The 12,562-nt window shown below is 66.2% G+C and carries 13 protein-coding genes; 9 read left to right on the top strand and 4 right to left on the bottom strand.

From position 1 onward, the window contains the following. Nucleotides 1–172 precede the first annotated feature (172 nt). On the top strand, nt 173–499 hold the full coding sequence (locus EV674_RS05545; RefSeq protein WP_119012964.1) for a DUF3579 domain-containing protein: 327 nt from the start codon (nt 173–175) through the stop codon (nt 497–499). A 232-nt stretch (nt 500–731) separates the two neighbouring features. Here the strand turns inward: EV674_RS05545 and rpsT are convergent, their stop codons facing one another. After that, nucleotides 732–1,031 carry a 30S ribosomal protein S20 gene (gene rpsT / locus EV674_RS05540; RefSeq protein WP_119012965.1) on the bottom strand — a complete coding sequence of 100 codons (300 nt, stop codon included), beginning with the start codon at nt 1,029–1,031 and terminating at the stop codon, nt 732–734. A 95-nt stretch (nt 1,032–1,126) separates the two neighbouring features. On the opposite strand from rpsT, the gene murJ reads away from it, so the two are divergent. From murJ to EV674_RS05525, 3 genes are all read left to right on the top strand, one after another. Next, entirely contained in the window at nt 1,127–2,692 is a 1,566-nt protein-coding gene (gene murJ, locus EV674_RS05535) for a murein biosynthesis integral membrane protein MurJ (protein WP_119013015.1), read from the top strand. A gap of 48 nt (nt 2,693–2,740) precedes the next feature. Then, nucleotides 2,741–3,595, top strand: coding sequence for a SirB1 family protein (locus EV674_RS05530; protein ID WP_119012966.1), 855 nt, complete (start codon nt 2,741–2,743; stop codon nt 3,593–3,595). A 200-nt stretch (nt 3,596–3,795) separates the two neighbouring features. Continuing rightward, nucleotides 3,796–4,938, top strand: coding sequence for an extracellular catalytic domain type 1 short-chain-length polyhydroxyalkanoate depolymerase (locus tag EV674_RS05525; RefSeq protein ID WP_119012967.1), 1,143 nt, complete (start codon nt 3,796–3,798; stop codon nt 4,936–4,938). A gap of 61 nt (nt 4,939–4,999) precedes the next feature. On the opposite strand, the gene EV674_RS05520 is transcribed toward EV674_RS05525, so the two are convergent. Then, complete coding sequence (locus tag EV674_RS05520; protein WP_119012968.1) at nt 5,000–6,082, bottom strand: AI-2E family transporter; 1,083 nt, start codon at nt 6,080–6,082, stop codon at nt 5,000–5,002. A gap of 26 nt (nt 6,083–6,108) precedes the next feature. Then, complete coding sequence (purM, locus tag EV674_RS05515) at nt 6,109–7,155, bottom strand: phosphoribosylformylglycinamidine cyclo-ligase (RefSeq protein WP_119012969.1); 1,047 nt, start codon at nt 7,153–7,155, stop codon at nt 6,109–6,111. Between the two features lie 273 nt (nt 7,156–7,428). Between purM and hda the strand changes: the two genes are divergently transcribed. Genes hda through folK form a run of 4 tightly spaced genes read left to right on the top strand, consistent with a single transcriptional unit; the run spans nt 7,429 to nt 11,037 of the window. Further along, entirely contained in the window at nt 7,429–8,118 is a 690-nt protein-coding gene (gene hda / locus EV674_RS05510; RefSeq protein ID WP_119012971.1) for a DnaA regulatory inactivator Hda, read from the top strand. Nucleotides 8,119–8,164: 46 nt separating this feature from the next. Further along, nucleotides 8,165–8,866, top strand: coding sequence for a histidinol-phosphatase (locus EV674_RS05505; RefSeq protein WP_119012972.1), 702 nt, complete (start codon nt 8,165–8,167; stop codon nt 8,864–8,866). Next, nucleotides 8,863–10,455 carry a polynucleotide adenylyltransferase PcnB gene (gene pcnB, locus EV674_RS05500; RefSeq protein WP_119012973.1) on the top strand — a complete coding sequence of 531 codons (1,593 nt, stop codon included), beginning with the start codon at nt 8,863–8,865 and terminating at the stop codon, nt 10,453–10,455. The genes EV674_RS05505 and pcnB overlap by 4 nt, the downstream gene beginning before the upstream one ends. A 30-nt stretch (nt 10,456–10,485) precedes the next feature. Further along, nucleotides 10,486–11,037 carry a 2-amino-4-hydroxy-6-hydroxymethyldihydropteridine diphosphokinase gene (gene folK / locus EV674_RS05495; protein WP_374761676.1) on the top strand — a complete coding sequence of 184 codons (552 nt, stop codon included), beginning with the start codon at nt 10,486–10,488 and terminating at the stop codon, nt 11,035–11,037. Between the two features lie 72 nt (nt 11,038–11,109). On the opposite strand, the gene EV674_RS05490 is transcribed toward folK, so the two are convergent. After that, a complete protein-coding gene (locus EV674_RS05490; RefSeq protein ID WP_119012975.1) occupies nt 11,110–12,087 on the bottom strand; it encodes a Bug family tripartite tricarboxylate transporter substrate binding protein in 978 nt (325 codons plus the stop codon). A gap of 77 nt (nt 12,088–12,164) precedes the next feature. Here EV674_RS05490 and EV674_RS05485 point away from each other — a divergent pair, with 77 nt between their 5' ends. Next, a complete protein-coding gene (locus tag EV674_RS05485; protein WP_119012976.1) occupies nt 12,165–12,524 on the top strand; it encodes a DUF2946 family protein in 360 nt (119 codons plus the stop codon). Nucleotides 12,525–12,562: the final 38 nt, after the last annotated feature.

Below are 12,562 nucleotides of genomic sequence, written 5' to 3'. Positions count from 1 at the left end.
TGGCGTGAAGCGACTGCCTGGAGCGGATGGGGCGGTGATGCGCGCATCTGCTGCGGTCCGCATCCTGCGGGAACATAACTCTTATCTCTTATATAAGAGTTAGAATAGCCTGCTGCGGCGCAACAAGCAGTGATCCTGCGCAGACCGTCCCACTACCCTTCCCTCTACCCAGATGGCGCATCCTTCCACCTCTGAAGTTTTTATCCAGGGCATCACGCACGGCGGAAAAACCTTTCGTCCCAGCGACTGGGCCGAGCGGCTGGCAGGCGTCATGAGCAGCTTTCGCCCCGGTGGCGTGCGCCCTGGCAGCCATCTGAGCTATTCGCCCTGGTGTATTCCGAAGGTGATCAATGGTGTCAAGTGCGTGGTGGTCAACCGTGCATTGCAAGGCCATGAGCCCATGGCCTGGGACTTCGTGATGAACTTTGCCCGCGATAACGACCTGCAAGTGGTCGAAGCCTGTTTGCTGCCCGACGTGGCCGCGCCCGCACAGCGCTGAATACCGCCCGCTGCCCATAGAGCGCTGGAGCGCTGGGCCTGCAATCCAACAGCCTCTGGAGTGTCAACGCCGGCGCAGCGCAGGCTGGGGCGGCCTTGGTTTGTGCCCGAAGCAGCAGCCCGCCATCCACAACAAAAAAGCCGTCTTGCGACGGCTTTTTGCTTTTGCTGGCAGCGCACCCGTTACAAACGGCGAGCGGCCGGGGCCACTCGGGCTGTTTGCCTGAAGAGGGTCAGGCGGCCAGTGCCAGGGCTTTGACCTTGGCGGACAGACGGCTCTTGTCGCGAGCAGCCTTGTTCTTGTGGAAGATGCCCTTGTCGGCCACGTTGTCCACCACGGATTGCATCTTGGCGAACAGTTCAGCAGCCTTGGTCTTGTCGCCGCTCAGAACAGCCTTTTCGACGTTCTTGACAGCGGTGCGGTATTTGGAACGCAGCGAGGTGTTGGCTGCGTTGAGCTTGATGTCCTGGCGGACGCGTTTGCGGCCCGATGCCAGGCGGGGGTTCTTTTTCTTGGGTTTAGCGGATGCCATAGTGTGTATTCCTTGTGTTCGAGGATGATGCCAGCAAAGCCCACGATTGTAGCGCAGCGCGCTGTGCGGGCCGTGCAGCGCATACACTCGGCGCCGTGTCACTGCTCAAAGCTGCCTCCACCGTCTCCTTGCTGACCCTGGCGTCCCGCGTCACGGGCCTGGCACGCGACCTGATCATGGCCTCGATGTTTGGCGCCAGCGCGCTCACCGATGCCTTCAACGTCGCGTTTCGCATTCCCAACCTGTTTCGGCGGCTGTTTGCCGAAGGCGCTTTCAGCCAGGCCTTTGTGCCGGTGCTGGCGGCTGCCAAGGCGCAGCACGGCGAGGAGGCCACGCGCGCGCTCATCCACCATGTAGCCACCGCGCTGGCCTGGGCGCTGGTGCTGACCTGCGTGCTCGGGGTGGCGGGGGCGCCCGTGCTGGTGTGGATGCTGGCCAGCGGCCTGCGCCAAAGCGGCGAAGGCTTTGAGGCCGCCGTGCTGATGACGCGCTGGATGTTTCCGTACATCGGCTTCATGTCGATGGTGGCGCTGTCGGCGGGGGTGCTCAACACCTGGAAGCGCTTTGCCCTGCCTGCGGCCACACCCGTGCTGCTGAACCTGTGCATGATTGCCGCCGCCTGGTGGGGCGCGCCGCTGCTGGCCGCGCGCGGTATCGAGCCCATTTACGCCATGGCCGGTGGCGTGATGGCCGGTGGCGTGCTGCAACTGGCGGTGCAGGTGCCCGCTTTGCACCGCCTGGGTTTGCTGCCGCGCATCGGCCTGACCTGGGGCGCCTTGCGCACGGCCTGGCAAGACGCCAGCGTGCGCCGCATTCTGGGCCTGATGGCGCCCGCGCTGCTGGGCGTGGGGGTGGCGCAAATCTCGCTGATGATCAACACGCAGATCGCCTCGTACCTGGCGCCAGGCAGCGTCACCTGGCTGTTTTATGCCGACCGGCTGATGGAGTTTCCGACCGCGCTGCTGGGCGTGGCCCTGGGTGTGGTGCTGACGCCGCAGCTGGCTGCGGCCAAGGCGGCGGGCGATGCGCAGAAGTATTCGGCCATGCTGGATTGGGGCCTGCGCATCGTGGTGCTGCTGGCGCTGCCCTGCGCCGTGGGCCTGCTCGCGTTTGCCCAGCCGCTGGTGGCCACGTTGTTCCACTACGGCGCTTTGAAGGCCAGCGATGTGCAGCAAATTGCCCTGGCGTTGGCCGGTTACGGCGCCGGGCTGCTGGGGCTGGTGGCCATCAAGGTGCTGGCGCCGGGCTACTACGCCAGCCAGGACATCCGCACGCCCGTCAAGATTGCCGTGGTGGTGCTGGTGATTACGCAACTGCTCAACATCGCCCTGGTGCCCTGGCTGGCCCATGCCGGGCTGGCGCTATCGATTGGCCTGGGCGCACTGGTCAATGCGCTGTGGCTGCTGATCGGCCTGCGCCGGCGCGGCAGCTACCAGCCCCGGCCCGGCTGGTGGCGCTACGGCTTGCAGGTGAGCACGGCCAGCGCGCTGCTGGCGTCGTTTTTGCTGTGGGCCGACCGGCACTTTGCCTGGATTGCCTTGGGCGCCCACGGCCTGCAACGCGCCGCGCTGTTGGCCGCGCTGCTGTGCGCTGCAGCCGTGCTGTACTTTGCCGTGCTGTGGGCTACCGGCCTGAAGCTGCGCGAAACGCTGCGCCGCTGAAGCCCCGCGCCCTTGACGCCTGGCGGCTGCCCCTTTACAACCCCTGTCATGTTGCCCCGCTACACCGCACCCACGCCGCTGGAATACTTTGCCTCGCTGGTGCACAGCGACGCCGAGTTTGCGCTGCTGGAGGCGGCTGCCAGCATCGCCCAGGATGAATACCCCGAGCTGGATGTGCAGCAGCTGCTGTACGACATGGACAGCTTGCAGGCGCGCCTGCAACGGCGCATCGCCGCCGATGCCCCCTCGCTGCAACGCCTGCAAGTGTTGAACCAGTTTTTCTTTGGTGACCTGGGTTTTGCAGGCAACATCAACCACTACGACGATCCGGAAAACAGCTATTTGCACACCGTGCTGCACACCCGCCGGGGCATTCCCGTGACGCTGGGGCTGTTGTGGATGGAGCTGGCGCAGGGTGTGGGCTTGCAGGCGCGCGGCGTGGCGTTTCCGGGGCACTTCATGGTCAAGGCGCTGCTGCCCAAGGGGCAGGTGGTGATAGACCCGTTCACCGGGCAGTCGCTGTCGCGGGAAGATTTGTCAGAGCGGCTGGCGCCTTACCAGCGCAGCAGTGGCCTGAGCGATGGCGATGTGTCGCTGGGGTTGTACCTGCAAGCGGCCAAGCCGCGCGAGATCATTGCGCGCGTGCTGCGCAATCTGAAAGAGCTCTACCAGGCGCAGCAAGACTGGCCACGGCTGATTGCCGTCCAGAACCGCCTGGTGGTGCTGTTGCCGCTGGCCTGGAGCGAATGGCGCGACCGGGGCCTGGCGCACGCCGAAAGCGGCCATGCCGATCAGGCCATCCCCGACCTGGAGATGTACCTGGCGCATGCCCCCACCAGCCAGGATGCCCATGCTGTCCGTGCGCGCCTGCAAGCGCTGCGCCGTGCCCGTGGTTCCCTGTGAAAAAAGCCGATGGCCAGGGCGTGTTCTGAATACCCCTTGGATGGCGCAAAAATAACAGTAAAAACCGGCTCCAGAGCTTGCGTGGTAAGCGCCTATTGCTATTAAATAAATAGCAAAATACGCGCTTGCCCGGAAACTGCTAAGGTGTCCAGCTGTTCTCTTGCCAAGGGCGTTTTGCGGTTCGCAGCGCCCTTCATATCATGCCGCGTCGCTCTGCCTTGTTCTCGCTGTCTGCGCTCACACGGGCCTACCAGCGCAATCTTAAGACCCTGGCCCGCGTTACCCGGCCCGCCCGCGCCCAAGCCACCAAGGCCGTGAAGGCGGCGGTGAAATCTGCGGTCAAGGCGGCAGTGAAAGAGGCCATCCACGAGGCAGTCCCGCCTGCCAAGACGGCGCACCGTCAGCCCACGGGCGCGGTGGCGCGCCGCAAATCCCTGGCGCCCCAGGGCGACTGGATCGCCGGTGTGGCCACCGGCCCTGCTGGTGCGCGGCGGTTTCATTTGTACGTTCCGCCAGGTCTGGCCTTGCGCAGTGCTGAAAAGCTGCCGCTCATGGTCATGCTGCACGGCTGCGACCAGACTGGTGCGGACTTGGCCAGCAGCTCGCGCATGAACCGGTTGGCAGCGCGCCATCGCTTTCTGGTGCTCTACCCCGAGCAGGAGCGGCTGGCCAATGCCCGGGGCTGCTGGAACTGGTATGGCGCGCGCAGTGGCAGGCCGGACGCCGAGGCGGCCACGCTGCTGGCCGCAGTCCAGCAGGTGGCGCTGCACCACCCGGTCGATCTGGCGCGGGTGGCGGTGGCGGGCTTGTCGGCGGGCGCCTCGATGGCGGTGCTGATGGCGGCGCGTTACCCGGCGCATTTTTGTGCCGTGGCCATGCACTCGGGCGTTGCGCCCGGCACGGCAGATTCGGCTGCCACGGCGTTGGCCGCCATGCGAGGCCACCGCGCAGGGCAATTGCCTTTGCCCCATGCCAGCGCGGTATCGCCGGGCACCAGTGCTTTATCAGCGCCTTTGCCGCCCTTGCTGGTGCTGCATGGCGATGCCGATGGCATCGTGTCGGTGCGCAATGCGGCGCAGACGGCGCAGCTGTGGGCCCAGGCGCTGGGCGCCCGGGCTGGCACCGTGCGCGCCCAGCAGCGCGGCAAGCGCTACCCGATGCGCGTGACGCAATTCAGGGCCCGGGGCCGCACGGTGGTGGTGGTGCGAGAGATTGTCGGCCTGCGCCATGCCTGGAGTGGCGGCGCGCCCGGCCTGCACTTCAGCGACCCTGCCGGGCCCGATGCCTCGGCACTGGTCTGGGCATTTGTGGCGCGGGAATTCAAGAAATCAGCAGCCAAATAGGGCTTCAAGGCCCGCAGGATGGGCGCATCCAGCTATTGATTTGATAGTGGTTGATGGCCGCTTATACCAGCCCGGCTGCGTGCAGTTCTTTTTTCAGGTAGGCGTAAAACAGGGGCGCTGCCACCAGACCGGCGGGGCCGAACACCGCCTCGGCCACAAACATCACCGAGAGCAGCTCCCATACGCCCATGTGCGTGCGCTGGCCCACCACTTTGGCGTTGATCACGTACTCGGCTTTGTGGATCAGCACCAGAAAGCCCAGGCACGCCAGCGCCGCCACGGGCGACACCGACAGGCCCACAATCGTGATCACCACGTTGCACAGCAGGTTGCCCACAATGGGCACCAGCCCGGCCACAAAGGTCAGGGTGATGAGCACGGGGGTGTAGGGCAGGGCAATCTCCCACCACGGCAGCACGAACAGCAAAAACAGCGCTGTCAGCAGGGTGTTGAAAGCGGCAATCCAGAACTGCGCGGCCACGATCTGGCGAAAAGCCTCGCCAAAGCGTGCAATGCGCAACACCAGCGCCTGCGCCAGCGGCCCGCGTGCGGGGCCGACTTTGCGCACGGCAGCCAGGGCACCAATCAACAGCCCCACGTAGGCGAACAGCAAACCACCCAGCCAGACGCGCCCGGCCATGGCCAGTGCCCCTGCTTTGGCGCCCAGGTAGCTGGCAATCGTGCGCTGTATTTCGACGGCGCCCTCGGGCAGCTGCGCGGCAATGTCGGGGGGGAGCTTTTGGCGCAATTCCAGTACGGTGCGGGCCATGTAGTCCAGCAACTCGCGGTACTGCTGGGGGGCATCAACGATATAGCCGCGCGAGTGCGACAGGCCCAGCACCACCAGCGTCAGCGGCGAGAGCATGACCAGTGCCGCCGCCAGCACCTGCGCTGCGCGGGGGGGTGCAGCGGCAGTGGCACTTTGCCCGCGCCGCCCCAACCAGGCAAAGCGCGGCACCAGCCAGCGGGTCAGCAAAAAGCCCAGGCAAACGCACAGCAGGCCTGGCAGCAGGCCGCGCCACATCACCAGCAGCAGTGCTGCCCCCATGAGGAGATAGCTGGCAAAGACCACACCGCGTGGGCCGGGCCACGCCGCAAGGGGTGCAAGGTCGCGGGAGGTGTTCGAGGGCGGCGGGTGCCCCATCGTGCGTGCTCGCTGGCGAAAGCGCTTCAGCGCACGACGACGGCAGCACCGTCGCCGCGCGGGGCGATGGCACCTATCGTGTAAACCTGCTCACCGGCGGCGCGCAGCGTGGCGGCGGTGGCTTCGGCGTGCTCGGCGGGCACCACGACGACCATGCCGATGCCGTTGTTGAACGTGCGGTTCATCTCGGTGTCGTCAATGCCGGCGGTGGCTTGCAGCCAGGCAAACAGTTCGGTTTGTGGCCAGCTGCCTTTTTGCAGGTGGGCGGCAAGGCCCTCGGGCAGTACACGCGGGATGTTCTCCAGCAGGCCACCGCCCGTGATGTGGGCCAGCGCCTTGATGGGGTGTGCGGCCAGCGCGGCCAGCACGTTTTTCACGTACAGGCGTGTCGGCTCCATGATGGCTTGCTTGAACGGCTTGCCGTCCAGTGTGGCCGGGGCGCTGGCGCCCGCGCGCTCGATGCACTTGCGCACCAGGCTGAAACCGTTGGAATGCACGCCGCTGGAGGCCAGACCCAGCACCACGTCGCCCGCTTGCACGCTCGTGCCGGTGAGGATTTTGGATTTTTCGACCGCGCCCACGGCAAAGCCGGCCAGGTCGTATTCACCGGCGGGGTACATGCCCGGCATTTCGGCGGTTTCGCCGCCAATCAGCGCGCAGCCCGAGAGTTCGCAGCCACGGGCGATGCCACCGACCACGGCAGCGGCAGTGTCCACATCCAGCTTGCCGCAGGCAAAGTAGTCCAGGAAGAACAACGGTTCGGCGCCTTGCACCAGCACATCGTTGACGCTCATGGCCACCAGGTCGATGCCCACGGTGTCGTGCATGTTCCATTCAAAGGCCAGCTTGAGCTTGGTGCCCACGCCATCGGTGCCAGACACCAGTACGGGCTCCTGGTAGCGCTTGGGCACTTCGAACAGCGCACCGAAGCCGCCAATGCCAGCCATCACGCCTTCGCGCATGGTCTTTTTGGCCAGCGGTTTGATGCGTTCGACCAGGGCGTCGCCAGCGTCAATGTCAACGCCAGCATCTTTGTAGGACAAGGGGGTAGGGGTGGGGGCAGAAGAGCTCATGGCGGGTGCGACACGAACCAACGTGCCGACAGACTAAAATTTGCGCAGATTCTACGGGCTGCGCACCCAGTGCGGCCCCAAGATGGCCCCAGGCATCTGTGCGGTAGCAGGCGTGACAGCCAAAATGCCCGTCCTGCACGATGGCCCGCCAGCAACCCTGGTGCAGCACACGCTCCTGGTTTTTCCACTGCTTTCTCTCACCACGCCAGCCGCCTTCATGCCACGATTTGCCCCTTTTTCATGCGCTGCCATGCACCTGGCGGGGCCGCAGCCGTGAAGCAGCTGGCCCTGGACATCGGACTGGCGCCCGCGCCCACGCTGGAGCGGTTTTTTGCCGGGCCCAACACCGCTGCGTTGCAGCACCTGTGGCAAGCGCTGGGCGAATCGGCAGGCACTGAGCCCGTACCCACCTACCTGTGGGGCGAGGCTGGCAGCGGCAAATCCCATTTGCTCAAGGCCGTGCGCGAAGCCTTGCGCGAGCAGGGCGCCAGTGTCGGCTGGCGCGATGCCAGCAGCAAGTACGCTCCGGCCTTTGACGAGCGCTGGAGCGTTGTCATCCTGGACGATGTTCACCTCTACAGCACCTCGCAGCAGAACGTGGCCTTCAACTGGTTCATCAACGCCATGAGTCCGGCCAACGGCGTGCCGCGCTGGGTGCTGGCTGCGGGCACCCTGCCGCCGCCCGATTTGCCGCTGCGCGCCGACCTGCGCAGCCGCCTGGGCTGGGGCCATGTGTTCCAGCTGCACCTGCTGGGCGAGGCCGAGCGCCGCGCCGTGCTGCGCCAGGAGGCCGAGGCGCGCGGGGTGGCTTTGGGCGATGAGGTGATGGACTACATGCTGCGGCGCTTCTCGCGCGACCTGGGCAGCCTGATGCAGTTGCTCGACAAGCTCGACCAGCATGCGCTGCGCACCCAGCGGGCCATCACCATCCCACTGCTCAAGGACATGCTTGATACCGAGTGATGGCACCTGATCCTTTTTTCCACGCTACTGTTTTTTTTCGTACCGCATGACCCCTGACACCCCGGCATCTGCCCCCCGGTTGGCCCTGTTCGACCTCGACCACACCCTGTTGCCCATTGACTCCGACTTCGAGTGGGGCGAGTTCACCACCCGCATAGGCTGGACGGATGCGCAGGAGTTTGGCCGCCGCAACGCCGAATTTTTTGCCCATTACCAGGCGGGCACGCTCGATATCCGCGCCTACGTGCGTTTTGCCACCGAAGCCGTGCGCCAGCAAGGCCCCGAGGCCGCCGCCGCCGCCCACGCGCAGTTCATGCGCGAAGTGATCGCCCCGGCGATTCGGCCCCAGGCGCTGGAGCTGCTGCGCCAGCACCAGCAGGCGGGCGATCATGTTCTCATCATCACGGCCACCAACGAGTTTGTGACCCGCCCCATCGCCCAGGCGCTGGGCGTGGCCGAACTGCTGGCCACCGAGCTGGAGCGCGACACCAAAGGCTGGTTCACCGGCAACGTGCTGGGCGAGCCCAACATGCGCGAAGGCAAAGTGCGCCGCATGGAGCAGTGGCTGGCCCAGCGCCAGTGGGGCTGGGGCGATGTGCACAGCACGTTTTACAGCGACTCCACCAACGACATTCCCCTGCTCGAAAAGGTCAACACGCCCGTGGCCACCAACCCCGATGCGCGTCTGCGCGAACTGGCCGTGCAGCGCGGCTGGCGCATCCTCGACCTGTTTTCTGCCACACCATGATCAAGAAATTTATCGACAAACTCATCGCCAAAGCCACCCCGGCTGGGCGCCGCGCCAGTGCCTCGCCTTTTGGCAAGCGCGAGGAGGTGCCTGCCACCGTCCACGGTATTGACCCCGAGCGGGTGGACTACCGTGCCGTGGACGTGGTGCGCACGCTCAAGGATGCGGGCTTTGAGGCCTACATCGTCGGCGGCGCCGTGCGTGATTTGCTGCTGGGCTTGCGCCCCAAAGACTTTGACGTGGCCACCAACGCCACGCCCGAGCAGGTCAAGGGGCTGTTTCGGCGCGCTTTCATCATCGGCAAACGCTTTCGCATCGTCCACGTCGTCCACGGGCGGGGGCGCGAGAACGAAGTCATTGAAGTCTCCACCTTCCGCGCCCAGGTCGATAACGTGGCCGCCGAGCAGGTCGCTGGCAACGAAAAAACCAGCCGCAGTGCCCTGGCGGGCATGCAGCATGCCGTGGGCTCCAGTGGCCGCGTGCTGCGCGACAACGTCTGGGGCCCGCAGGATGAAGACGCCACCCGGCGCGACTTCACCCTGAATGCCATGTACTACGACCCCGAGACGCAGATCCTGGTCGACTACCACAAGGGCCTGGCCGACGCCAAAAAGAAAACCCTGCGCATGATTGGCGACCCGGCGCAGCGTTACCGCGAAGACCCGGTGCGCATCATCCGCGCCGTGCGCTTTGCCGCCAAGCTCAGTGCCCTGGGCTTTACGCTGGACGCCAAAACCGCTGCGCCGCTGGTCGACTCGCAGCGCCTGCTGGCCGATGTGCCGCAAAGCCGCATGTTTGACGAGATGCTCAAACTGCTGCAAACCGGCCACGCCATTGCCACCATCGAGCAGCTGAAAAAACTCGGCCTCTCGCGCGGCATTTACCCGCTGCTGGACGTGGTGGTCGAGCGCGCCGACACCGCCTTTGTGCGCGCTGCCCTTACCGACACCGACCGCCGCGTGGGCGAAGGCAAACCCGTAGCGCCCAGCTTTTTGCTGGCCTGCGTGCTGTGGCAAGACGTGCGCGAGGGCTGGGATCGTCGCCTGCAAGCGGGCGAGCACCCGCTGCCTGCGCTGCAAGAGGCCATCGACTCGGTGTTTGACCTGCGCATTGGCGACGTTTCCGGGCGCGGCAAGCTGGCCGCCGACATGCGCGAAATCTGGGTCATGCAGCCGCGCTTTGAAAAGCGCACGGGCCGCATCCCCGAGAGCATGGTGGCGCAGCTGCGCTTTCGCGCCGGGTTCGACTTTTTGCGCCTGCGCGCTGAAGTCAACGAAATCGATGAGGCGCTGGCCGAGTGGTGGCAAGAGTTCAGCACCGCCGATGAAAACCAGCGCTACGACCTGCTGGAGCAGGCCCGCGAAGAGCAAAAGGCCCGCCAGCGCGTCGCCCAGCCCGTGGTGCGCCGCGTACCCAAGGCCGCACCTGCGCGTGGCCCCGCCGCCGATGGCGCTGCGCCTGCTGATGACGCCACCGTGGCTGGCGAGTACGCCGACGCGGATGCACCGAAAAAACGCCGCCGCCGTCGGCGCAAGCCCGGTGGTGGCGAAGGTGGTGGGGCTGCGGGTACACCCGGCGGCGCCGATTGAGCCGATGGCGCTGCAACCCAGGCCCGCGCCGTGTTGACCCGCCCTGTACCGCCCCATCCTGTGGGCTCAGACGCTGACCCCGTCCCTGTCTGGATTGGCCTGGGCGCCAACCTGGGCGAGCGGGCCAGCGCCCTGCGCCATGCCGTGCAGGCCATGGCTGCGCTGCCGGGCACGCGCGTGCTGCGCACCTCCTCGCTGTACCGCAGCGCGCCCGTGGACGCAGGCGGGCCCGACTACCTCAACGCCGTGGCCGCCATCACCACCACGCTGGCGCCGCTGGCGCTGTTGGCCGCGCTGCAAGCCATTGAGCTGGAAGCGGGCCGCCAGCGCCCCTACCGCAACGCGCCGCGCACGCTGGACTTGGACATCCTGCTCTGGGGCGATGAGCGCATCGCCAGCCCCACGCTTACCGTGCCCCATCCGCGCCTGCACGAGCGCGCCTTTGTGCTGCTGCCGCTGGCCGAACTGGCGCCCGAGCGGGTCACGAGCGCGCAATTGCAGGCGGTGCAGGCGCAGGCCATTGCGCGCGCCCACGGCCCGGACTGGGTCGATAGCGCATCAGCACCGGATTCTTGCTCCTGAAAAGAGAGCTGTTGGCGCAATCCCTGTGCGGCTTAGAAGCCAAAAAGGCTTCAAACCGCACGGTGCGTGCCCTCAATCGACCGTAGCGCCGGAGGCTTTCACCACTTTCTCGTACTTGGCGCGTTCGGCGGCCATCAGGGCGTCGAACTGGGCTGGGGTGGTGGGCACGGGCTCGGCCATCAGGGCGGCGAAGCGGGTGTGGGTTTCAGGGGCCTTGAGCGCGGCGGTGAAAGCCTCGTTCAGCTTGTCAATCACGGCCTTGGGGGTGTCTGCCGGTGCCACCAGGCCCCACCAGGTGTCGATGGCAAAGCCTGGGAAGGTAGCGGACAGCGCAGGCACGCCCGGCAGCATGGGGCTGGCTTGCAACGACGTGATCGCCAGCGCCTTGAGCTTGCCTGCGCGGATGTTGGGCGCTGCGGCGGCTAGGTTGTCGATGTTGAAATCCACCTCGCCCGCCAGCAGCGCCAGCTGCGCCGGGTTGGCGCCCCGGTAGGGAATGTGCAGTGCGTAGATGCCCGCGCGCTGCTTGAACATCTCACCTGCCAGGTGGCCTGCGCTGCCATTGCCGCCGCTGCCGTAGTTCAGTTGCCCCGGGTGGGCCTTGGCGTAGGCGATCAGGTCGGCCACGGTTTTGATTTTCAGGCGCTCGGCTTTGTCGGCGTTCACCACCACCACGTTGGGTACGCGCACCATTTGCGTGATGCCAGCAAAGTCCTTGGCCGCATCAAACGGTATGCGCTTGTAGAGCCAGGGGTTGACGGCGTGCGTGGCCGTGGCCGCCAGGCCAATGGTCAGGCCATCGGGTGCGGCTTTGGCGACAAAGTCAGCGCCGATGTTGCCGCCCGCGCCGGGTTTGTTGTCCACGATGACGGTGCCCAGGGTGGCTTGTACACGCTCGGCCAAGGCGCGGGCGGTAACGTCCAGCGGGCCGCCGGGGGCATAGGGAACGACCAGGCGGATGGGCTTGCCAGCATCCTGCGCCAGCGCCAACGAAGAAGACAGTGTCAGCGCAGTAGCGGCGCACGAGAGGAGTAGGTGTCTGCGGTTCATGTCTGCCGATTGTGCAGCACCCCCCCCGATGGAGCCCGGTTGCCTTTTGCCATGCCCCATGTCCATAATCGCGCCCCATGCACGCCCTGCGCCACGCCCACCACCTTGTCCGCTGGATGCTGGTGTGGTTTGCGCTGACGCTGACGGCCGCGGTGGCCTCGCCGCTGGCGGGCATGCAAGGTGGCCTGGAGCTGGTTTGCACCACCGGCGGTGGCATGAAGCTGGTCGCCACCAACAGCGATGGGGCCGAAAGCGTCGGCAGCCTCACGTTGGACTGTCCGCTGTGCAGTACTGCCCATGCGCCCCCCCCGGCAACACAACCGCTGGCGCTGCTGCACCAGCCTTTGGCGTACCGGCTGAAACCCCAGGTGGCAGCCCGCATCGCCGCCCTGACCGCGCCGCCCCTGCCAGCGCGCGGCCCCCCGCACTCCCTCTGATTTTTTGCCAAACCGCAGGCTGGTTGCCTGGTGTGCGC

The organism is Simplicispira metamorpha (assembly GCF_004341365.1).
GTDB classification, from domain to species: domain Bacteria; phylum Pseudomonadota; class Gammaproteobacteria; order Burkholderiales; family Burkholderiaceae_C; genus Simplicispira; species Simplicispira metamorpha.
The sequence above is the reverse complement of the archived record's forward strand: the minus strand, read 5'-3'. Positions and strand labels throughout refer to the sequence as shown.

Excerpts from the sequence above, each read along its gene's own strand:
- EV674_RS05545 (WP_119012964.1), top strand. The coding sequence starts at position 173 with ATGGCGCATCCTTCCACCTCTGAAGTTTTTATCCAGGGCATCACGCAC.
- rpsT (WP_119012965.1), bottom strand. The coding sequence starts at position 1,031 with ATGGCATCCGCTAAACCCAAGAAAAAGAACCCCCGCCTGGCATCGGGC.
- EV674_RS05530 (WP_119012966.1), top strand. The coding sequence starts at position 2,741 with ATGTTGCCCCGCTACACCGCACCCACGCCGCTGGAATACTTTGCCTCG.
- EV674_RS05525 (WP_119012967.1), top strand. The coding sequence starts at position 3,796 with ATGCCGCGTCGCTCTGCCTTGTTCTCGCTGTCTGCGCTCACACGGGCC.
- EV674_RS05520 (WP_119012968.1), bottom strand. The coding sequence starts at position 6,082 with ATGGGGCACCCGCCGCCCTCGAACACCTCCCGCGACCTTGCACCCCTT.
- purM (WP_119012969.1), bottom strand. The coding sequence starts at position 7,155 with ATGAGCTCTTCTGCCCCCACCCCTACCCCCTTGTCCTACAAAGATGCT.
- EV674_RS05505 (WP_119012972.1), top strand. The coding sequence starts at position 8,165 with ATGACCCCTGACACCCCGGCATCTGCCCCCCGGTTGGCCCTGTTCGAC.
- pcnB (WP_119012973.1), top strand. The coding sequence starts at position 8,863 with ATGATCAAGAAATTTATCGACAAACTCATCGCCAAAGCCACCCCGGCT.
- EV674_RS05490 (WP_119012975.1), bottom strand. The coding sequence starts at position 12,087 with ATGAACCGCAGACACCTACTCCTCTCGTGCGCCGCTACTGCGCTGACA.
- EV674_RS05485 (WP_119012976.1), top strand. The coding sequence starts at position 12,165 with ATGCACGCCCTGCGCCACGCCCACCACCTTGTCCGCTGGATGCTGGTG.